Source organism: Butyrivibrio sp. (genome assembly GCF_017433805.1).
Classification (GTDB): Bacteria; Bacillota; Clostridia; order Lachnospirales; family Lachnospiraceae; genus Butyrivibrio.
The window spans coordinates 1-21,748 of the sequence record NZ_JAFRGN010000033.1; the positions used below are offsets into that span (position 1 = coordinate 1).

Consider the following 21,748-nt stretch of genomic DNA (forward strand, 5'->3'; position numbering starts at 1 on the left):
CCCGCTTGCTGAACCACGCATGCGTGTTAGTTTGTATTATCGATAAAGTGGTTAGAATGAAATGTGAGGAGCCGTATGCGTTAATAGCGCACGTACGGTTCTGGAGAGGAGTATAATGAAAAATTGTTATACTTACTTAAGTTTTTGGGAGAGAGTATGTTAGAAGTATTGAATTTTTTTCTTAAGTATATTCTGCCGTTTGTCATCGCTTATATTCTGAATTTAGTGATGAACAAACTCTTTAGCAAGGAGAGGCTTCGTGGTAAGCTTCATCTTATTTTTCTAAAAGGTATCATTATGGCGTTTTTCTGGGCAGTGGCTGCGCTGTTTGCTCTTAGCGGAATTCCTGCCTTTAGTAAGACTTGGGAGACGGCTATTGCATCATCAGGAATTGCCGCTGTAGTAATCGGTCTTGCGGCTCAGTCTACGCTCAGTAATGTGTTTGCAGGAATTGCGCTGTCTGCATCAAGATCAAGGCCTTTCGACATCGGAGACAGAGTTGCGATTGATTCTATTGCTCCTGGATTTGTGGAGGATATCACTCTTCGCCACACTGTTATCAAGACTTATCAGAATGAGAGAATATATGTGCCCAACTCAGTTGTTGGAAGTGCTACGGTCATCAATTACACTCAGGACCGCTCTTATTCTTTTCCTATAACGGTATCTGTGGCCTATGGAACAGAGATGCAGAAGGCAATGGATATTATGGCGGACGTGGTAGAGCAGCATCCAAATCACTTTGGAGTGAGACCTACAGTTTTGTGTAAGAGCTGCGATGACAGTGGAGTTACACTTCGTGTTCTTGTGGAGACAAGAGATTTCAGAGAGAATCCTAAGGCATGTTCTGACTGCCTTGTAGAGATAATGAAGAGATTTACTGAGGCAGGAATTGAGATTCCATACAACAAGTTGGTTGTATATAACGGCGATAAATGAGTGGGATGAGGGGAACCTATGATTTACGTACTTTTTGACAATCCTAGTAAGATTGCATTTGTGACGGATGCCATAACAGAGCCTTATGAGGTCATGAATATCGGTGGTAGAAAAGGTCCGTTTTTGATGAAGGTCTTTTCCTGCTGCAAGGACACTGCGGGGAGAGTTAAGGATGGCGACGTGATTGTCTGCTGGCTGGATTTAATGGGAGTTTTGTGCTGGCATCTTTGTAAGCGCAAGAAGGTCAGGATTGTTGCCATCAATATTTTGTTAAAAGAAAAAGCGACGCTCAAGAACCGCATCTACAGGCGATTATACCGCAGCGCTCTTAAGGATAAGAATCTGGTTGCTACGGTTACTGCACCTGAGTATGGCAAGTATCTTAATTCTTTTCTTGGAATTGACAGGGAATATGAGCTTCTCCATGATGCTTACAATCCGGAGAAGTGGCTACAGGGGATTGAAGAGCCTGTAGAGCCGGGTACAGTGTTCTGTGGTGGACGAAACGGCCGCGACTGGGCCAAGGTAATTGAGATTGCCAAGGCTATGCCTGATGTTAAGTTTAATCTTGTTATGCCAGGGGAGGTATATCAGGAGTTTAAGGGAGAGCTTGATGTTCTAAAAAATCAAAATGTAAGGCTTTCTGTGGATGTTAAGCGTGGGGATTTCGCCAAAGTGCTGGCAAGTTCAGAACTTGTGGCAATGCCTTTGGATTCGCAGTCTCCGTCAGGACTATTAGTATTCTATGAAGCTACAGCCAAGGGGAAGATGATAATTACTTCAGATACAGTAACTACAAGGGAGTATTTCTCTGATGGGCGCGGAGCTCTTTGCAGCGAGGCTGTTTCCAAGTGGACGGAAACTATCAGGTTTTATCTTGATAATGCTGATAAGGCTAAGGAATGTAATGAGAAGCTGAACAGTTTTTTAATGGAGAAGTGCTCAGTTGGGCAGTTCCAGCATAAGCTTGCAGATATTATTTCTAACATAAAATAAAAAGTATTGGGGGATGTATGGGAAAGTTATATTTCAGGTACGGAGCTATGGGGAGTTCCAAGACAGCAAACGCGCTGATGGTGCGTTACAACTATTATGAGAAGGGGCAGAATGCGATCATTTTGAAGCCTCAGACAGAGAATCGAGACGGGGAAAAGACTGTAAAATCCCGCATGGGGTTATCTGCGGAGTGTACATTTGTAGAGGAATTCCTTGAAACAGTGCAAAATGACTGGCTTACAGGCAAGTCTGATTCATGGAAAGAGCTTGACTGCGTAATCGTGGACGAGGCTCAGTTCCTTACTGAGGAGCAGGTGGATATGCTGGCGCTTGTGGTTGATAAGTATGATCTGCCAGTTATCTGCTATGGACTTCGTACAGATTTTACGAGTCATCTTTTCACAGGCTCCAAGAGACTTATGGAGATCGCGAATTATATAGAAGAAGTTCCGACAGTTTGCTGGTGCGGACGAAGGGCGCATTTCAATGCTCGTGTTCACGATGGCAAGATTGTTAGAAGCGGTGAGCAGATCATGATGGGAGGCAACGAATCCTATGTATCTGTTTGCAGGAGACATTTCCTTTCTGGCGAGGTTAACGGCGCCAGAGAGAGGGATGTGGAAGAGTAAAAGAGCTGCCTTGGGTAGGCGGTGTAGTGTAATAGAAGAAAAGTAAGTTGGGATTTGGAAGTAGGTAGTAAGCAGGTATGAAGCACCGTAGTATTAAAAGAGTTTACGAGATTTGCATTTTTGTTGGATTAATAGTTTTAGTTGGGTTTAGGCTATTTTACAAGCTGGGGAATGGGGCCCTTAATGTTACAGATGAAGCATGGTACGGTGTAAACGCGTATGAGATGTTTAAATCTGGTAACTTTCTGGTACCTACTCTCAGGCATCAGGTAGATTACGCCTCCAAGCCGCCTTTGGGACTATGGTGGATTTTGATAGGCTTTAAGCTATTTGGAGTTAATCTTGTTGGACTTCGAATGTATTCGGCTGTGGCAGGTCTTTTGACAATTTGCCTTATCTGCATTTATCTGCTTAGAAGATGCGGGCTTAGAAATGCGCTTGTAGCAGCGGCTGTGTTTGCGGCTTTGTGGCAGTGCTTTGAACTACATATGTATAGATCCGGGGATATGGATGCGCTGTTTTGCTTCTTTTATGCGCTGGCAATAATCTCTCTTGCAGAAGTAACAAGGGGCTTACCCCATATGTTCATTGCTTATGGCTGTGCTGTGGGCCTTGGCTTTATGACCAAGAGCATGCATGTAACAGTTTTCCTGATTGTAGGAATTCTGTATCTCCCAGTTATATGGCATAAACTTAAGGCAAAAGACATTGTGCTGGCTATAGTTGCAGGTCTTTTACCAAATTTTATATGGATTATTGCAAGGTATCCTGTTGATGGATTTAAGTATATTCTGAGTATTACGCTTGGAGAAGCAGGTGATCAGACCAGAGCCGGTATTACATTTGATTATCTAAGGGATATTTCCAGGGAAAAAGTGACATGGGTTCTTGTAGCTGTTCTTGTTACCAGAATAGTTCTGTTTTTTGTGGGCTTTGCCACTGATAAAAGAGAGGACGCAGAGAGGCTATCTTTCAGAACTCTTTATACATATCTTTTTGATTACTGTAAGAGCAGATATTTACTTATATTAGGTGCATTAGTGCCGATTGTGTTCTACACATTGGCTGGGCATTACATGAGATGGTATATCGATCCTGCTTACATAGCTATGGTTTGCTACATCGCTATCGAGACACCTGATACTTTTGACAGGCTCAAGGCTTATATAGGTAAATGGGGAGTTATATTACCCTATGGAGTAATAGCGTTTTGTATATTGTATGCATGCCTTCAAATTTGGCAGTATAGGGGGCTTGGAACTGGCGGAGGTGCAATTGAGCAGTTTGGGCATGACATGATTGAATTCAGGACAGAGACGGCTGGTAAATACGATGGCTATAAAGCTTATATAGCCTACGACAGAGAGCGCCATGTCGGCAACAGAGGCCACTGGGAGCTTGATTTCGTATTCCTTGGTAATGCCAATGCAGGACTTGAGTGTGTTGACGGAGGGGTAGAAGGCTTCCTTGCAGATGAGAACTCACTTTTAGTTCTAGATAGTAATCTTTGGAGCGAGTATTCAAATGTTCTGACAGGGTATGTCTTCCTGGAGCAGAATTCGTACTATGTTCTGAGTCATGATAGGTACTGATGATTCTCATGAGTGTATAGTGTGCATTGCGGCAGTCTATTTAATAAAACTTAATCGTTATAAATCATTTGAACGAAAACCATGTTGAAAACTGGGGTTAATATATTGTTTATTGATTTTTATTTATCTGTTTATGGTAAAGAATTATCCAGTGATCTATGATGTCAATTGTAGCGGTTTTAATTTTATTTCAACATGGAGGTGTTTTTAATGCGTAAAAGTTTTAGTATTGAGACAGTAGTTGTTGTTCTTGCTGCTTTGGCATTACTTGTTGCTGTTTTTGCACCATCTGCTGCCAGAACAGCGTTTGCTTCCGAGAATTCCTCAGAAGAGGTCAAGAATTCCTCAGAAGAGGTAAAATGGCTTCCTGAGCCTCAGCCTGATCCAGTTCAGGTAGCTGCTGAAGCACAGGCACAGGCAATTGTTAATGAGGGTACTAAGATTGAGAACAGATCAGTTGGTGGAACTAAGTCAGCAGCTGATGGGCTTTATCTTGCTACAGAAGTAAATGGTGTTGCATTCCAGGCTGCTCCTGGATCTACACTTACAGAAACAAGAGTTACAACTCTTGATACAGACCCTAAGAAGAGCCCAGCAGCTATGGCATGTGTAAATAATGCTGCAGAGGCAAATGGCCTTGTACCTGGACCAGTTATCGATATCTATGTTCAGAAGAAGGGCGCAGACAAGCTTCAGGATGGTTCATTTACATCTATGGGAACAGTTGCACTTGGTCTTCCAGCTAACTTCACTGGTGGAACAGCGTACAATGTAGTTGTAGTAGCACCTGGCGGAAATACAGAAGTTCTTCCAGCTACACTTTCTGCAGATGGCAAGTCAGTTTCTGTTGATCTGACACAGCTTAGTGATACAGCTAAGGCTGCTAAGCAGCTAACTGTTTCAATTTGCAAAGCTAAATAAATCTTATTACAATTGAATATAGAAGACTAAAGAGCTGGGAGAATTGGTCTCTCAGCTCTTTTCATGTAATGGGAATTGTATTCGGGTTACATGATTATTATACATATTATGTATTGCGTTTGTTTCTAGGGTCGAGTCTATCGAGGGTGCGCGGGTATGAACTACAGGATTCTGGTTGCAGTTGCAGCTCTTTTACTAATCATTTATGTCTATTTGCGGAGAAAAGAAAATGCGGAGAAGCTTTCAGTACTGAATTACTGGTACGTCGCATTATTATTTTCGCTGTATCCGCTTGTCTTTTCACCAATTCAGGGATATTACGCCATGGGGATATTCAAATGCAGAATATGGGCTGTAATGACTATATGTCTTGTGGCGTACGAGGCAGCTTTTTTGGTGATTCATAAAAAAACGCTTGTTTTCAAATATAAGCTGACTGCTGTTGATGCTTCGATGGTTGTTTTTCTTTTTGCTGAAACAATTTCTTTTGTTATTGCACCTGATAAAAAGCTTGCACTTTTAGGTGCTGAAGGGTGGTATACAAGTCTTTTATTCCAATATGGCATAGTGCTGATCTATTTCAGCGTTTCCAGATTCCTTAAGCCTGATATGAAGCTGATCCGAATCATTCTGGTATCAGCCATGGTCGTATTTGCCATTGGAATTCTTCATCGTTTCCTAATTGATCCAATAGGAATATATAGTAGCTTGTCTGAGAATGAGCATGTGAGGTTTTTATCCACAATTGGGCAGGCAACCTGGTATTCTGCGTATCTGTGTGTGATCTTTCCATTAGGGTTACATACGTATCTATATAATGAAAAGAGAGTGATCTCGGGTGCTTTTCTGTTTTTGGCTGCTGCGACGTTTGTCACGCAGAACAGTGATACGGCGTACGGGGCTTTCTTTGTGATCATGCTGGCATATCTGTATAAGGCGATGACAGATAAGGATTGTTGTGGGGAAGAGAGTGCTTACACTGGTATTTGGAGATTGGTAAAGAGTAGGCATGTGCTGAACAGGTATGGGCAGGCGGTTGTGATAATGTCTGTTGCTATACTGTGTATAGGTGTGTTGGAGAGATTATTTAAAGATCATATGCCTCTACTTGATGATCTGTCACTTGAGCTGGCACAGGGGTATTTACCTGTGATAGGTATTATTGCTGGAGTTTTTTTGATATTGCTTGGGAATTATGTTAAGAGTGGTAAGCAGTTTGGAAGAGGAATTCTTATATTTGTGATGATTGTGGTCGCTGTTACAGTTGTCGGTATTTCTTTTGCCCAAAAGAGTGCAGGGGATTTGTACTTCTCTTGGGGACGAGACTGGGGAAATGGTCGTGGCCTCATTTGGACACGTACCATTCAAATGTACACAGACTTACCTCTTATTAACAAGCTGTTTGGAGTTGGCCCGGGACATTTTTACGGAAGTATAATCGGATACACGGAGCTTGTGCTTGCTAATGCGCATAATGAGTGGCTTACAATGCTGGTGGAATCAGGGATAGTTGGGGGGATTTCGTATTTGGCGGTATTTATTGTGGCAGTCTTTATGATGCTTAGAAATAATAGCCGTACGGATGGAGAAATGACAGAATCCGGTAAATCTGATGGATGCATAATTAGACATCTGGAGTATGCTATCGTAGTAACCGTGCTTGCTTATATTGTCCACGGAATGTTCAATTACCAGCAATGCATCTCTACACCTATGATGTTTGCATTACTGGGGATTGTGCAAACCACAAAATTTGCGGTGAAAATGGACTAATTTACCACAAAATATGTGGGATATTTAATAATCTGAATATTTAGACTTTTCTCTTTTAACTTAATATGGTAATCCCATACGCCGATATAATATTTGCTATGGAAAGCGTGAACCTTCATGGAAGATTGTTATTAACCATGAAGGTTTTTTGTGTTTTCACCACCAGCAGGCGAACATAACTCATCTGGTGTTTGCCTTGAATGCGCAGAAGACCTTCGCTAACCTAGGAGGCACAATGAAAATTGCACAAAGTGAAGTAAATCTAGTGTCGAGCAATCATTACTATGAGGAGAATACGGTATCGATAAGTAGTGGGGTAGTGGCAAAGGGAACGTTTCAGGACAATCTGCAGAAGCAGGAGAATGCAGCAGAGAAGGGGCAGAATGTAGCTGCAGCGAAAGATCCAGGTAAAAAAACAGATAGCAAGAATAGTAATCAGCTAAAGCTATCCGACTACCTCGATCTTACTAGCAATGGCAATAGCAACAAGGCTGAGGATGCTCTTGGAAGCGAGACCTACAACAATCTTAAATCCCACAAGTCTGCGGCGCTCAGTACCTATGAGATGAGCCTTCAGGAGCAGATAGCTCAGATCAGAGCGAGCTTGTTGGAGAGTCTTTTAAGTTTCCTTCAGCTGATAGGTGGGGATAATTCGAGAAGTGGTTATAAGGAGACAATTGAAGAAGCATCAAGCTTGGTGATAGAAAGTCATTTCGTCAAAGTGACGACGATTCAGATGAGCCATGTGGAGGAGGAGTCTACATCTTTTTCCGGAAAAGGAATGGCGATGACTGAGGATGGAAGGACAATTGATTTCAATGTGAATTTCAGTATGTCCAGGCGCCTTACGAGGTACGCCGGAATCAGCCTGGCAAGGGCAGTCAACATGATAGACCCGCTAGTTATCAATGTTGGGAGCGACGTAACGAGCATCAGCGACCAGAATTTCTTTTTTGACCTGGACTGCGATGGAGAGAAAGAGAAGATCAAGGGCCTCGGCCCTGGAACAGGGTTCCTCACCTATGATAGGAACGGAGACGGCGTGATCAACGATGGCAGCGAGCTGTTCGGAACCAAGAGTGGCGACGGCTTCAGGGATCTGGCTCAGTACGATGATGACGGAAATGGCTGGATAGATGAAAACGATGCTATTTATGGCAAGCTTCAGGTATGGCTTCGCGGAGAAGACGGCGTAGATACGTTGTTGTCGCTGCAGGAGGCGGATGTTGGAGCAATATTCTTGGGAAGTGCGGAAACGGATTACACGTTTATGGATAATCCTGGTAGTGGTGAAAGAGTGAATGGAAATGGCACAGCAAGTAGTGCTATTGACAATGCCGGGGTCAATATGACAGCTGGAATGGCCGCCGCAGCCATGATGAGGGCCAGTGGACTATTTCTTAGGGAAAGCGGCGGCGTTGGAACTGTGCACCAGGTAGATCTGGCGAGGTTGTAAGAATATAGTACGAAATTGATGTAAAGTGTACGTTGCGGCTAAAGGTTTAGGGAGGCGTTTTGAGGTTCGTTAGCCGCATGTATGATGAAAAGTGATATGCGGCTAATAGATTTGAGGTCGTGATTTCGGATCATTAGCCGCAAGAGCATAAAAAGGAAGTTTTCGGCTAAAGCTATTTGTTGTGATATTTGGCGGCTATTAGCCGAAAATGGTATTAAGAGTGATATGCGGCTAATGGATTTGTGGGCATGATTTCAGATCATTAGCCGCAAGAGCATAAAAAGGAAGTTTTCGGCTAAAGCTATTTGTTGTGATATTTGAATTCCATTAGCCGCAAAACAAGATAAGTGTGCTCTGCGGCTAAATGTCACAAGACATTTGGCCGCGGGACACGAAAAAGGATATCAATTTTCATCAGTTCACGAAAAGTTCACAAAAAAAATTCTAAAATAACTCTAAAGTTTTTAAAAAGAATAACCGATAATAAAATTGGAAACCAATAAAAAGTGTTGAAATCCTTGGAGAGAGCGCACATTACCGGCCTGGAAAAAGAGGGGATATTTTTCAGGAAAAGAATCAAAAAGACTAAAGTAATGTGAATATCTACCGATAAATGAAGTAGATAAAAAAATACTCCAGGGAAGGAGGAAAAGATTATGCGTATAGAAGCATACAGTCAGGTTCAGCAAGTTTATTCAAACAACAAAGTGGGTAAGGCACAGCCAGCTAAGAAGACAAATGATATCAGGGATACTGTATCATTCTCTTCAATTGGCAAAGATATTCAGGTTGCTAAACAGGCTGTAAGCGCAGCTCCAGATGTCAGGGAGGACGTTGTAGCTAAGTACAAAGCTGCTATTAAGAACGGAACTTATGATGTAAGTGGAGAGGCATTTGCAGACAAGCTTCTTGCTAAATTCGAAGAATCTGAAGGATTAGCATAAGCAAGCCAAAACCATGATATCAAATTGAATATATTTAAGGAGGATAATTCCAGTGGCTAGTTTAATGGAGACTTTGGTGCAGGTTCTCGATAACGAGTGCACCATGTACGAGCGATTACTGGGGTTGTCGAGCCGAAAGACCGCTATTATCGTATCAGGCGATCTTAAGGCACTTGCGGAAATCACGGATGAAGAGCAGTGCGTGATAGGCAAGATCCAGCGCCTTGAAAAAGAGAGAATCGTGGCGATGGAGAACATTGCCAGCGTACTCAACAAGGATGTTGATTCATTAAAACTGACCGATCTGATCGAGATACTTGAAAAAAGGCCACAGGATCAGAAAAGCTTGGCGACACAACGAGACCGACTAGTTGGTGTAGTGGATAGTGTCAAGCGTGTAAACGGACAGAACCAGGAACTGCTGAGAAGTTCCCTTGAAATGGTTCGATTCGAGATGAACATCATCCAGGCGTCTAGAAGAGCTCCACAGACAGCAAATTATTCCAGAGCTTTAGACACTACAGGCGATTGTCTAGGTTACACATCGGGCGGGTTTGATGCAAAGCAGTGAGTAGCCTCTTTGGTAAAAGAAAAAGAGGCTCCGAGCATGTAGATAACCCACCCGGGATAGACGATTTCCCGATAGTGTCTTTTTTGCGCCCAAAAATAGGGTACCAGAGCCCCGGCGCAGGATAAATAAGGAGAAACCAAATGTCACTTATGGCGAACCTTTATGTAGGCCAATCCGGACTGCAGACATCACAAAATGCCCTTAATACAACGGCACATAACATGTCTAACGTGGACACTGAAGGCTATACAAGGCAGCAGGTGTCACAGGGAACCAGAGCATATCAGACTCTTGAGAAAAGATATGACTGCATTGCTCCCAAGCAGATCGGTACAGGCGTTAACTACAACAAATGTAAGCAGGTCAGAAGCGAATTTCTCGATGTCTCCTACAGACAGGAGAGCGGGAGATTGGCTTTTTACGACGTTTCAACCAAGGCACTTGAGGAAATCGAAGACCAGCTGCAGGAGATGAACGGTACAGAGTTCGCAGATTCCCTTAATAACCTGTGGGTATCAGTTCAGGAGCTGGCCAAGGATCCATGTTCAGCAGTTAACCAGAGCGCACTTGTAACAAGAGCTAACGAGTTCCTTACAAGAGCAAAGAGCGTATACAACGGACTGGTTGCTTATCAGGAGAACCTGGATTCCACAGTAGAAATTATGGTAAAAGATATCAACTCAATCGGCGACAAGATTCGTCAGCTGAACGAGGATATCGTATATATAGAGTCAGGCAGACAGGAAAAAGCCAACGACCTTAGAGATGAGAGAAACACTCTTTTGGATAAGCTTGGTGAATACGGCAAGATTGAGTACACAGAAGACGTATTTGGAAATATAACAGTTCTGTTCGAAGGATCATCCTTCGTAACAACTGACCATGTTAACCACATTGGAATAATCACAACAGAGCACGTTGAGCCACCAGAGAGCCCTGTAGGCTATGCTACACCATATTGGGAGTACGCAGCCAAGACAGAGTTGGATGAATATGGCAACAAGGTCATCACATCAATTGCAGGCGGCCACTTATATAACCTTGAAACAACAATCTCAACCACAACCAACACCGATATCGGTAAACTCAAAGCAGTTCTCCTTGCTAGAGGTGATCACAACGCAACCTACCACGATATCGTTGAAGATGAGAATTACTACAACAGCAACATCGCACAGTCAGTAATCATGAACGTTCAGGCTGAGTTCGATCAGATGATACACGCTATCATGACCACGATCAACGATGTTCTGATAAATGCAGAATCAAACCCGGCAACACTGGACAACACAGCTGGTCTTCCTTCTGACTTTGCTCTCTTTGTAGAAGCAAACCCAACTGATCAGCTCACCTACGACATCAACGATGAGAAGCCTGCAGGAACAATATCAACTGGTTTTACAATCATGAACACTCAGGTTAATCCAAAGCTCATCCAGGATCCAACTCTTTTTACCTTCAGAACTATAGATGGTGGCGAGGATACAGCTACCATGACCGCGTTAAAAGAGGCATTTACTAAGGAAGATTACATCCTTAACCCTAACGTATCCACAAGAAACAGCTTTGTCACCTATTACAACAGCTTAGTTTCCCAGGTGGCCAACTCGGGCGACGTTTACAAGTCAATCCAGCAGGCCCAGGAAGAAACAGTATCAGCCGTTTCTTCAGGAAGAGAGCAGATTGTAGGTGTATCAAGCGACGAGGAACTGGAATTCATGATCATGTTCCAGAATGCGTACAACGCTTCCAGTAGATACATCAACGTTGTCAGCGAAATGCTGGAACACCTGGTAAGTACACTGGGTTCATAAAGGAGAAATAATATGACATCTCAATTCTTCGGACTAAATATCGCAGCTTCAGGCCTTAGAGCATCTAATGCTTCCCTGAACACGACTGCCAACAACATAGCAAATGCCAACACAGATGGCTACAGCCGCCAGAAGGTTACACAGGCTGCAAGCAACGCCTTGAGGGTATTTGCCACATATGGATGCGCCGGAGCAGGTGTTGATACCCTTGCAATTGACCGTGTAAGGGACAACTTCTATGATGTCAAATTCAGAAACAACGAACAGCTCCTTGGAAATGTAGAACAAAAGAACTACTACAATCAGCTCATTGAAAAGTATCTTGACGACGACGGAAGCAGCGGATTCTCAACTCTTTTTAACAAGATGGAAGCATCTCTTGAGTCAGTAATGACAGCAGCTGGCACAACAGAGACCAAGACAACTTATATTTCACAGCTCAAGGCAGTAACTGAGTACTTTAACAATGTATACGGAAGCCTTCAGAATGAACAGGCTGATGTTAACGCAGAGATCAAGCTCTGTGCCGACAGAATCAGCGCCATCGGACAGGAAATAGCCAGCATCAATAAGCAGATCAATGTCATCGAGATGACAGGCGCCAAGGCTAACGAGCTCAGAGATAAAAGAGATGTGATGGTGGACGAGCTGTCCAAGATGGTTTCAATAGAGACAAAAGAAACACCTGTCGTTGATGAAAACAATCCAACCAGAGTTACAGGAGCAACTAGATACCAGATATGGATCGCAGGCGCATACGAACTGGTTGATACCTACGAATATAGAAAACTTATCTGCGTTGCCAGAGACAAAGACGGCAGCACCAATCAGAACGACGTTGAAGGTCTTTTCGACATCAAATGGGGCTACGGAAGCTACAAGGACGGCGACAATGTCAACGAACTTTCAGACTTCGCCCTTGATTCACAACTCATTGGTGGTGAACTTCAAGGTCTTTTGGCAATGAGAGATGGTAACAACGGCCAGTACTTCCACGGTAAGAGCGCAAACGCAGAGTGGGTGGGTGATAAGATGGTCGTTACAGTAGATGTTGAGGCTGGATACTTAAAAGACATGACTAAGGCCACACTTCCAGCTCAAGGTAGCATCCACATCGGAGCTAAGGATTACAAGTACGACAGTTGGAGCTACGACGGCGATTCTACTTATAGTTTCGTGATCGACGACGAGACATTGTCATCCTATCCGGATTCAGGCGTAACAGTTAAGATCGGCTACTCCAACAGCTATCAGGGAATCCCATATTACATGGCTCAGATGAACGAGTGGCTTCGCCAGTTCTCAGATGCGACCAACGAGATCATGGTAAGTGGCTACACTTCAGATTCTATCGACGGAATCAACATCCTTACAGGTATGATGGACATGAATTCCCTTGCCCAGTACAGCTACGAGCAGCTGACAACTCTTTCAGAGAACAAGGGCTATTACAACCTGACTGCCGGAAACTTCTCAGTTAACGCAGTTCTTCTAGATAACGCCGACAGACTAGCTACTAAGGCTGACCTCACAGAAGGTGAATCAGAGTTTGGCAATCTCAAGAAGTTAAAAGAGATGTTTGATACCAAGAAGATTTTCCGAGGCGCAACATCCGGTGAGTTCCTGACCAAGGTTCTCGCAGATGTCGCACTTAATAAGAGTAATTCCAACACTCTCGAAGAGACCTACAAGTCTCTCGAGAACACAATCGACAATCAGAGACTTTCAGATTCTGGCGTCGATGAGGACGAAGAGGCATCCAACCTGGTTAAATACCAGAACGCTTACGCCCTTTCTTCCAAGATGATCCAGACTCTGACAGAGATTTACGACAGATTGATACTTCAGACAGGCGTATGATAAGGAGGATCTCATATGCGTATCACCAACAAGATCATGCAGAATAATTCCCTTTACAATATTAATAACAACAAGGTTACCGAGGATCAGCTCAACACCATGATGTCTACAGGGAAAAAGCTTACAAGACCCTCGGATGATCCTGTTATTGCCATAAGAGCTCTAAGACTTAGAAGTAATGTAACACAGCTCTCTCAGTACTATGAGAAGAACGCCAAGGATGCAGAGAGCTGGCTCAATGTTACAGCGGATGCACTTTCTACCATCACAGCTGTCCTTACAGACTCTGTTAAGCAGGCAACCAAGGGCGCCAGCAAGGATCTGACCTTAGACGACCTTGAGACCATCATTACTCAGATGGATGCATTGGCAAAAGAGTATTATTCAACTGGTAATGTAGACTACGCTGGAAGATATGTATTTACAGGATTTAGAACAGATACACCACTTACTTTTGATAAGACTACAACAGCAGCATATACAGGAATCAACGATGAGTTTAATGCTTCTATAGTAAGCGAATCCAAGCGTATTCTTGGTAAGTACAAGCTTGATTCCTCCACAGTTATGGACAAGTCAGCAGAAGATGCTGTATATGAGAACACTATCGTCGAGAGTATAGTCGGAAGAATTCGCTTATCTTACGATAATCTCAACTACATTGCACCTAATAATGCCAATGGCATTAAGAACGAGGCGATGCTTAAATATAGAGAAGACCTGATGCAGCCAGCAACCAGCAGTGTTAGCAGCACAACTCAGGTCATTAATGTAACCTTTAAGACCTATGATGGAATTACCAGATCGGCTACTATCCCGATTGATAATAATGGCAATTACAAGATTACCAATGAAGAGGATGGTGCATCTTACACAGCAGTTGAGCAGGCAAACGGCTCATATCTTGTAACTGCAAGAGACTTATCAGGAAATATCATCGGTACTATTCCTGTCAGCAAAGATGGCGTAATGGGCGAGCTTGATCCTACAATGAGCATCCAGTCAGGAATTGCAAGTTTAGAGACCAAGCAGGTTTCAACACTTACCTACACCGACGATGACAAGAATGCCATAAGCGTGAGACTTCCTCTTTTACCAGCAATCGGACAGACTTACGAGATCGAACTTGATAAGGATGGTTATGTTGCCACTGTTAACAGTGATGGAACCTACACAGTAAAGAACCTGAATGCAGTTAATAATTCTGATGGTTCTTACACCAATACTGTTATTAACGTTACAGCCAATGGCAGCGTAAACTCTTCCTATAAAGAGACAACCATCGTGATTTCCAGTGACGATGACAACATCATTTACTCTACCAGCGAGGAATCCGAGATTGATGCAGCATATGAGAAGCTCTCTAATGGAGAGGCAATGGCAGTTCTGAATGCGGCAACTGGTGAGATACTTTTGTGTGATTCGCTAAAAGACAAGCTTTCAACACTTCCAGATATTATCAATGCCAAGTCTATTGACGTTGTATATGACAAAAAAGAGTGGGTTAACGGCGATATTCGTCCTGAGAATCTTTTCAACTGTACATATACTGATGAAAATGGCAAGCAGATACTCTACAACAAGGGAAATGCCGGCCATGACATCGCTTATGACGTAGGATTTGCACAGTCTGTAATAGTTAACACAACTGCCAGCGAAGTTTTCACAACCGGTGTTAAAAGAGATGTTCAGGATCTTTCAAAGATGCTGAGCGAGCTTAAGCAGATATCAGGAACCCTGACAACGCTTGATGATAAGTTGAAAGCTGCTACTGACGACAAGGTTAAGGAAGTCATCCAGGCGGAAATAGATTCAGCACAGAAGGCATACAATTACCTTCGTGATGAGATGCAGGTGGAATTCGAGCACAAGATCACCTCCAATCAGAAGTCACTTGATGTTGCAAACATTGCTGTTACTAATAACGGAACCAGATCCAAGAGACTTGATCTTGTTAACCAGAGACTCATGAATCAGACCACAACCTTCAAGACTCTCCAGTCTGAGAATGAGGACATAGACCTTGCTGAGACAGCAACCCAGCTCACAACAGCACAGGTAACCTACGAGGCCAGCCTTATGGCAACAGGTAAGATCAGTCAGAGTTCGCTAATAAATTTCATATGATATAGATTTGAAAAGTCATGCATATGATGTGCTTGCACATTATTATGCATGACCTTGCAAATCGAACAATGATGAGGAAAAAAGCAGTATGAATAAAATGAATACTGCGATTTCCGAATTATTGTAGGATTGCGAGAACGAAGTGAAGCAATCCGTATATCATATATATACATATACGTATGCAAGGTTATAAAGTTTTAATAGATATATGACGAAATAACGTATATAATTAATTTGTAATGGGTATCATTATCGTTGATGGAGGTTAAGCAATGAAACTAACAACTAGAATCTTTGGCGAAGTTGAAATTGATGATAGCAAGATAATTTCTTTTCCTAATGGTATAATCGGATTCCCTGACCTCAAGAAATTCACACTTATGTTTGATGAGGAGAAGGGATCAGACACAATCAAGTGGCTTCAGTCAATCGACGAGCCAACCTTTGCGATGCCTGTAATGGATCCACTTATTGTGTGCCCAGATTATAAACCAGAGGTAGAAGCGAGTATTACAGAAGAAATTGGCGATCTTCAGAATGACGATCTTCTGGTACTCGTTACTGTAACTGTTCCTCATGACCTCAAGCAGATGACTGTAAACCTCATGGGACCTTTCATTATCAATGTAAAAGAGAAAAAGGCCGCACAGACCATTATTGATAATGATGACTACCCAGTAAAGTTCCCGATTTACGATATTTTGCAGAAAAATAAAGAAGCAAATTCATAATTAATGTACCATTTAGTGATTACATGTATTATGATTAATAGTAGGTTCGGGGTAAGACAACTAGACTAGCTAAACCACGGAGGGAGAGGACAAATGTTAGCATTATCAAGAAAAAAGAATGAGGCAATCGTAATAAACAACAATATTGAGATTACAGTTCTTGATATCAGGGGTGATCAGATTAAACTTGGAATCGCAGCACCAAAGGAGATTCCTATTTATAGAAAAGAAGTTTACATCCAGATTCAGAACGAGAACAAGCAGGCAACAGAAGATGTTTCCGGTATCGAAGAGCTCAAGAAGTTGCTGTGATAATATTGAGAATAATAAGAGATTGGACAAGGCAATTGCATTTTGCAGTTGCCTTGTTTTTTAGGTAAAAACCTTATGTAGTTTTACAATAAGGTTGATATTTTAGAGGGTAATATATTTGGTAGATTGTTACAAATGACTTGCTAAAAAGTGTATGTTAGTATAGATATACAAGGTGGGGACCTCAGAATTATGGAGGAAATAACATGTTAACACAGCAGGATATACTAGCAATTAAAAATGCTCTTAAAGAAGATTTTGATAGAATCGATAGAAGATTCGATGGAATCGATGAAAGATTCGAAGGAGTCGATAGGAGATTTGATGAAATCGATGAAAGATTCGAAGGAGTCGATAGAAGATTCGATGAATCCGACAATAGATTCGAAGGAATCGAAAGTCGCTTAGACAAGCTTGAAAGGGATGTCAAAGAGATTAAGATTGATCTTCTCGAGAACAACGTGATTCCTAGACTCAATACTATCGAGCAGTGTTATTTAGACACTTCTAAGAGGTATATGGAGAGTGCTGACAAATATGACAATGCTATAACTGATATTGAGGTTATGAAACTTGCAATTCAGAAGAATTCAGCAGATATCCGTGAACTTCAGTTAAAACAGGCATAAATTTGAAAGAGTAGCTTTGATTTAGCTTAACTACATATGATGGGGTTAAAGAGCCGGTACACGAATGTGTGTATCGGCTTTTTGTGATATTATATACATAATAACGATGCAAAGAAGTGGTGTGAATGGAAAATGATTGACAAATCATGAATTGCATTTTTGATAAGCATCTATTGTATCTATTTTGTTTATTATCGATGCCATTTATATGCTTTTATTTTTCCATGTGCATCGAAGAAAAGAATTATTGTATTAATTGATGCTAATTCTTTCTCCGAAGGTGCATGTATTTCATCGATAACCAAAATTCTTGCATTATTGATGAACTCACTTCTCACGATGTCTTATAAATTTCATCTATTATGGCTATCTATATAAAAATAGATGCAAAATAAGTTTTCAGATTACTTTTTATTCAGGATTACAGATTGATGAGAATATTATATTATTCATGGGACGAATTTAATGGTGAAGATTGCAGAGATGCAATGGTAAGGCTTGGCCATCAGGTGGATACCATAAAGGTTAATATGAATGGGTATGAACTGACACCGGAGATTGAACAGGCCTTTGCAGAGAAGCTTGGGATTAGGTATAGTGCTGAGAATACTACTAATGGTGTGGCTGAAAGTGGCTATGACCTGGTCTTTTCTTTTGATTTCTTCCCCAACATTTCAGAATTCTGTCAGAAGCATAATATTCCTTATATTTCCTGGGTATTCGACTGCCCACATTACACCATAGATTCTCACCATGCCAATAATCCTGTAAATCGAATATTCCTCTTTGACAAGAAGCTTTTCAGCCAGATGCTGAAGAACTCAAGTAAAATAAAGGCTAGTATAAATGCTGATTCAACTTTAGATAATGGAACATCTACCTTCAGATATTCCCCCCTTGCAGTCAACGCAGAAAGGCTATCCAAGCTATGCCAAGACCTTGATGCAGAGACAGGCGGAAATATTGTGTATCAGCATGACGTATGTTTTCTTGGAAGTCTTTACGACAATGACTACAATTTCTATGATCAGGTTAAGTTTCTGCCACCTTATCTCAAGGGCTATGTTGATGCCGTGATCGCAGCTCAGGAGCGTGTTTTTGGTGCGGACTTTTTTACAGAGGATGCTATTTTTTCAGATGACCATGTCAGAGAGCTCAGGGAATACATCAAGTTCGAAGATACTGGTAAATATGAGATCAACTATGATAATGTGATCCGAGATATTCTCAGGAAGAAGGTAACTGTCAATGAGCGTCACCACATCCTTGAACAGATGGGTAAGCACTTTGAGACAGTTCTTTATACTGCGCCTGGGGCAAGGGACATTCCCGGAGTCTGCAACATGGGAGTTGCTGACTATTACACCAAGATGCCCAAGGTCTTTCGTCGTAGTAAGATTAACCTCAATATAACTCTCAGATCTATTCTGTCAGGAGTACCCTTACGCGTAATGGATGTTTTGGCGGCAGGAGGATTTCTTATCACCAACTATCAGGAAGAGATTGCCGAGTATTTCGTTGACGGTCAGGATCTAGTAATGGCCTACACACCTGAGGATATGGTGGAGAAGACTGCCTACTACCTTGAGCACGATGAGGAGCGCAAGGCTATAGCTCTTAATGGCCAAAAAAAAGTCATGGAGAACTTTGCCTATACAAAGCTCCTTCCTCAAATACTCACTTTCTGACATTATTTACTCTGGATCATCTACCCAAACATTGATCCAATTCTTAAATTTCTATAAATTCTTACTTTTTTATCCCTTATCCTATAAAGAAATAATCCCTATCTCCGATATATGTGATAAGAAAGACTGCACGCTAGCTATGCACAAATGTAGCCCAGTCTTCATCACATAGATTTAATACAACAAAACGCTAGCAACGTATAAATAAGGATTTTTCCTGATTCTGACATGGAGGTATAGGATTATGGGAATCGAAGCAATTAACGGCTTTAGTCCGCTCATTCAGCAGACACAGCCACAGGTTAGAACACAAGTACAGGAGCAAAGCCAGTCTCGCTCTGAGGTTGTAAATGCGGAGGCAAATGGCAGTACTCAGAATATTGAACTTAAAGTAGAAGCTACTGATAATTCAGCAGGTTCTAATGGTGATGCCCAGAGCGGCCCTCAGACATATACTCAGACACAGAACAGACTCGCAGAGACAGAAGAGCAGATCCAGGCTGATAATGCCAAGGTTAAACAGGCAATTACAGAGATGACCAAGAATGCCAAGTCCAGCGCTGAGGCAGTCTTTGGAATACATGAAAAGACAAATCGTGTGACCATCAAGATGGTTGATAAAGAAACCAAGAAGGTCATCAAGGAATTCCCACCAGATGAGACTTTGGATATGATCGCCAAGGTTTGGGAAATCGCAGGAATCATGGTAGACGAAAAGAGATAACGTTATGCATGACACGGATGTCAATGTTACAAACTCACGGACTGAGAAAGGAGAACGCCTATGCCTATCAGAATAACAGGAATGAATTCAGGTCTTGATACTGAGAGCATCATAACCGCCCTCACCAGTACCAAGAAGACCAAATGGGACACTGCTGTAGGTGATCAGAAAAAACTCACCTGGAAGCAGGACAAATGGAAAGAATTAAATAAGAAAGTTGTTTCATTTTATAATGGAGCACTTAGCAGTATGAGATTCTCAACTGCTTATACCAAGAAGACAACTTCAGTTTCTAATGAGAATGCAGCTTCAGTTATAACTGGCGACGGTGCTATGGATACAACCCAGAACCTCAGCATCAAGAGCCTTGCTACAGCAGCATATCTCACAGGATCGAAGATAGACGCCAAAAAGGATACAGATGTATCAGAACTTGACTTAGCACCAGGAGATAAGCTGGAATTCAAGATTGGCGGAAATGCAAATGACGTTCTTTCAGTTAGTATTGAAGAAGGCGATACAATCGAAAAAGTACTTAGCAAGCTTAAAAACGCCAAGTCTTCTGAGTCTCAGACTCAGCTCAACTTCAATTTTGATGAGAACAATGGAAGATTCTTCGTTTCAGCTAAAGAGGCTGGCGTAGCAGCAGGCTTTGAACTTGCAGGTGATGCTGATACCATGAAGAAGCTTGGCTTTGAAGTCAAGCAGTATGAGGATGGCAGCAGTAACTACATAGCTGGAACAAAGGCTAAGATCACATTAAATGGTGAGACCTATGAATCGGACAGCAACACCTTTGAAATCAACGGTCTGACTATTACAGCCAAGCAGGTTGCAGAAAATGTCACTCTCACAACCAAGCAGGATACAAGTGGCATCTATGACAATATCAAGAACATGATAAAAGAGTACAACGACCTCATGAAAGAGTTCGCTAAGCTCTACAACGCAGATGCTGCCAAGAAATACAAAATGCTCACTGACGATGAAAAAGACGCCATGAGCGACAAAGAAGTAGAAGCCTGGGAAGAGAAAATCAAAGATGGCCTTCTTTCAAAGGATGAAACTGTTGGAAACCTTAGAACTGCCATGAGAGACATAATGAATTCTTCTATGAATATTACTCTCAAGGACGGAACAACCAAGTCACTTTCACTTGCAAGCTTTGGTATTTCAACAGGAAGCTACTTTGGAACAGAGGAAAACGAAAGAGATGTTTTCCACATCGATGGCGACAAAGACGATACCACATCAAGCGGAAATACAGATCTTCTCAGTGCATTTATTTCGACAGATCCACAGGCAGTACAGGATTTCTTCTCACAGTTATCCAAAGACCTGTACGGTAAGCTTTCAGATCTCATGAAAGGCACTCAGTACAGCAGCTCTTTTACCATCTACGAAGACAAGCTTATGGCATCTCAGTACAGTGCGTATAACACCAAGATCTCTGATGCACAGAAAGCTTACGAGGCCGCTCAGGACAAGTACTACAAGCAGTTCTCCAAGATGGAGACAGCACTTGCCAAGGTTAATTCAACAAGCGGATCACTCACCAGCTTCTTTGGCGGAGGCAGCTGATAACTGAAGTTTATTATAACGGAATGATAAAAAAGAATGCGAGGGAGCGTAAACTATGCCAGTATTGACTACACAGCAAAATGCCTATGCACAGTATAAAAATAATAAAGTTATGTCAGCATCAGGTCCGGAATTGACACTCATGCTGTACGATGGAGCGATCAAGTTCCTTAATATTGCGGACTTTGCAATTGAAAAGAAGGACATTCAGAAGGCTCACATCAATATTATTAAGACAGAAAAGATTATTGAGTATCTGAGAAATACCCTCGATATGAAGTATGCAGTTGCTCAGGATTTCGAAAACATGTATTCTTATATTGCAAGGAGACTTGTTGAAGCAAATATTTCGAAAGATAGAGATATTATTGCAGAGGTCAACAAGCATATGCACGCAATAAGAGATAACTGGATCGAAGTAATGAAGGCTAATCACGTATACGCCAAGGATGCATGATAAT

General features: G+C 42.1%; 19 protein-coding genes. All 19 read left to right on the plus strand.

All coding sequences use genetic code 11. The features are described from left to right. The first annotated feature begins 156 nt into the window (after positions 1-156). The 19 genes from IJI01_RS08275 to fliS all read left to right on the plus strand — a co-directional run bounded on the left by IJI01_RS08275 (position 157) and on the right by fliS (position 21,744). Entirely contained in the window at positions 157-939 is a 783-nt protein-coding gene (locus tag IJI01_RS08275; RefSeq protein WP_292188581.1) for a mechanosensitive ion channel family protein, read from the plus strand. 18 nt (positions 940-957) lie between these two features. Next, positions 958-1,935: a glycosyltransferase gene (locus IJI01_RS08280; protein WP_292188583.1), complete on the plus strand. Its 978-nt coding sequence runs from the start codon at positions 958-960 to the stop codon at positions 1,933-1,935. A 17-nt stretch (positions 1,936-1,952) separates the two neighbouring features. Beyond that, on the plus strand, positions 1,953-2,564 hold the full coding sequence (locus tag IJI01_RS08285; RefSeq protein WP_292188586.1) for a thymidine kinase: 612 nt from the start codon (positions 1,953-1,955) through the stop codon (positions 2,562-2,564). A gap of 77 nt (positions 2,565-2,641) precedes the next feature. Next, positions 2,642-4,156: an ArnT family glycosyltransferase gene (locus IJI01_RS08290; RefSeq protein WP_292188589.1), complete on the plus strand. Its 1,515-nt coding sequence runs from the start codon at positions 2,642-2,644 to the stop codon at positions 4,154-4,156. 210 nt (positions 4,157-4,366) lie between these two features. Beyond that, positions 4,367-5,077 (plus strand): hypothetical protein, encoded by a 711-nt coding sequence (locus tag IJI01_RS08295; RefSeq protein WP_292188592.1) that lies wholly within the window; start codon positions 4,367-4,369, stop codon positions 5,075-5,077. A gap of 156 nt (positions 5,078-5,233) precedes the next feature. Next, entirely contained in the window at positions 5,234-6,850 is a 1,617-nt protein-coding gene (locus IJI01_RS08300; protein WP_292188595.1) for an O-antigen ligase family protein, read from the plus strand. A gap of 235 nt (positions 6,851-7,085) precedes the next feature. Then, a complete protein-coding gene (locus IJI01_RS08305) occupies positions 7,086-8,306 on the plus strand; it encodes a hypothetical protein (protein ID WP_292188598.1) in 1,221 nt (406 codons plus the stop codon). A gap of 656 nt (positions 8,307-8,962) precedes the next feature. Beyond that, positions 8,963-9,250, plus strand: a complete 288-nt coding sequence (gene flgM / locus IJI01_RS08310; protein WP_292188601.1) for a flagellar biosynthesis anti-sigma factor FlgM — start codon at positions 8,963-8,965, stop codon at positions 9,248-9,250. Between the two features lie 52 nt (positions 9,251-9,302). After that, positions 9,303-9,821, plus strand: a complete 519-nt coding sequence (locus IJI01_RS08315; RefSeq protein WP_292188603.1) for a flagellar protein FlgN — start codon at positions 9,303-9,305, stop codon at positions 9,819-9,821. A gap of 140 nt (positions 9,822-9,961) precedes the next feature. Then, complete coding sequence (gene flgK, locus IJI01_RS08320; protein WP_292188606.1) at positions 9,962-11,635, plus strand: flagellar hook-associated protein FlgK; 1,674 nt, start codon at positions 9,962-9,964, stop codon at positions 11,633-11,635. 12 nt (positions 11,636-11,647) lie between these two features. Continuing rightward, positions 11,648-13,495, plus strand: coding sequence for a flagellar hook-associated protein FlgK (locus tag IJI01_RS08325; RefSeq protein ID WP_292188609.1), 1,848 nt, complete (start codon positions 11,648-11,650; stop codon positions 13,493-13,495). Positions 13,496-13,510: 15 nt separating this feature from the next. Then, complete coding sequence (locus IJI01_RS08330) at positions 13,511-15,622, plus strand: flagellin N-terminal helical domain-containing protein (RefSeq protein ID WP_292188616.1); 2,112 nt, start codon at positions 13,511-13,513, stop codon at positions 15,620-15,622. 272 nt (positions 15,623-15,894) lie between these two features. Further along, complete coding sequence (gene fliW, locus IJI01_RS08335; RefSeq protein WP_292188622.1) at positions 15,895-16,353, plus strand: flagellar assembly protein FliW; 459 nt, start codon at positions 15,895-15,897, stop codon at positions 16,351-16,353. A gap of 93 nt (positions 16,354-16,446) precedes the next feature. Then, entirely contained in the window at positions 16,447-16,665 is a 219-nt protein-coding gene (gene csrA / locus IJI01_RS08340) for a carbon storage regulator CsrA (RefSeq protein ID WP_292188625.1), read from the plus strand. A 206-nt stretch (positions 16,666-16,871) separates the two neighbouring features. Then, positions 16,872-17,294 carry a hypothetical protein gene (locus IJI01_RS08345; protein WP_292188628.1) on the plus strand — a complete coding sequence of 141 codons (423 nt, stop codon included), beginning with the start codon at positions 16,872-16,874 and terminating at the stop codon, positions 17,292-17,294. 431 nt (positions 17,295-17,725) lie between these two features. Then, positions 17,726-18,982 (plus strand): glycosyltransferase family protein, encoded by a 1,257-nt coding sequence (locus IJI01_RS08350; RefSeq protein ID WP_292188633.1) that lies wholly within the window; start codon positions 17,726-17,728, stop codon positions 18,980-18,982. A 244-nt stretch (positions 18,983-19,226) separates the two neighbouring features. After that, positions 19,227-19,706 (plus strand): flagellar protein FlaG, encoded by a 480-nt coding sequence (locus IJI01_RS08355; protein WP_292188636.1) that lies wholly within the window; start codon positions 19,227-19,229, stop codon positions 19,704-19,706. Between the two features lie 60 nt (positions 19,707-19,766). Continuing rightward, positions 19,767-21,287 (plus strand): flagellar filament capping protein FliD, encoded by a 1,521-nt coding sequence (gene fliD, locus IJI01_RS08360; protein WP_292188639.1) that lies wholly within the window; start codon positions 19,767-19,769, stop codon positions 21,285-21,287. A gap of 55 nt (positions 21,288-21,342) precedes the next feature. After that, positions 21,343-21,744 (plus strand): flagellar export chaperone FliS, encoded by a 402-nt coding sequence (fliS, locus tag IJI01_RS08365; protein ID WP_292188643.1) that lies wholly within the window; start codon positions 21,343-21,345, stop codon positions 21,742-21,744. The last annotated feature ends 4 nt before the right edge of the window (positions 21,745-21,748 follow it).

Excerpts from the sequence above, each read along its gene's own strand:
- IJI01_RS08275 (WP_292188581.1), top strand. The coding sequence starts at position 157 with ATGTTAGAAGTATTGAATTTTTTTCTTAAGTATATTCTGCCGTTTGTC.
- IJI01_RS08280 (WP_292188583.1), top strand. The coding sequence starts at position 958 with ATGATTTACGTACTTTTTGACAATCCTAGTAAGATTGCATTTGTGACG.
- IJI01_RS08285 (WP_292188586.1), top strand. The coding sequence starts at position 1,953 with ATGGGAAAGTTATATTTCAGGTACGGAGCTATGGGGAGTTCCAAGACA.
- IJI01_RS08290 (WP_292188589.1), top strand. The coding sequence starts at position 2,642 with ATGAAGCACCGTAGTATTAAAAGAGTTTACGAGATTTGCATTTTTGTT.
- IJI01_RS08295 (WP_292188592.1), top strand. The coding sequence starts at position 4,367 with ATGCGTAAAAGTTTTAGTATTGAGACAGTAGTTGTTGTTCTTGCTGCT.
- IJI01_RS08300 (WP_292188595.1), top strand. The coding sequence starts at position 5,234 with ATGAACTACAGGATTCTGGTTGCAGTTGCAGCTCTTTTACTAATCATT.
- IJI01_RS08305 (WP_292188598.1), top strand. The coding sequence starts at position 7,086 with ATGAAAATTGCACAAAGTGAAGTAAATCTAGTGTCGAGCAATCATTAC.
- flgM (WP_292188601.1), top strand. The coding sequence starts at position 8,963 with ATGCGTATAGAAGCATACAGTCAGGTTCAGCAAGTTTATTCAAACAAC.
- flgK (WP_292188606.1), top strand. The coding sequence starts at position 9,962 with ATGTCACTTATGGCGAACCTTTATGTAGGCCAATCCGGACTGCAGACA.
- IJI01_RS08325 (WP_292188609.1), top strand. The coding sequence starts at position 11,648 with ATGACATCTCAATTCTTCGGACTAAATATCGCAGCTTCAGGCCTTAGA.
- IJI01_RS08330 (WP_292188616.1), top strand. The coding sequence starts at position 13,511 with ATGCGTATCACCAACAAGATCATGCAGAATAATTCCCTTTACAATATT.
- fliW (WP_292188622.1), top strand. The coding sequence starts at position 15,895 with ATGAAACTAACAACTAGAATCTTTGGCGAAGTTGAAATTGATGATAGC.
- csrA (WP_292188625.1), top strand. The coding sequence starts at position 16,447 with ATGTTAGCATTATCAAGAAAAAAGAATGAGGCAATCGTAATAAACAAC.
- IJI01_RS08345 (WP_292188628.1), top strand. The coding sequence starts at position 16,872 with ATGTTAACACAGCAGGATATACTAGCAATTAAAAATGCTCTTAAAGAA.
- IJI01_RS08350 (WP_292188633.1), top strand. The coding sequence starts at position 17,726 with ATGAGAATATTATATTATTCATGGGACGAATTTAATGGTGAAGATTGC.
- IJI01_RS08355 (WP_292188636.1), top strand. The coding sequence starts at position 19,227 with ATGGGAATCGAAGCAATTAACGGCTTTAGTCCGCTCATTCAGCAGACA.
- fliD (WP_292188639.1), top strand. The coding sequence starts at position 19,767 with ATGCCTATCAGAATAACAGGAATGAATTCAGGTCTTGATACTGAGAGC.
- fliS (WP_292188643.1), top strand. The coding sequence starts at position 21,343 with ATGCCAGTATTGACTACACAGCAAAATGCCTATGCACAGTATAAAAAT.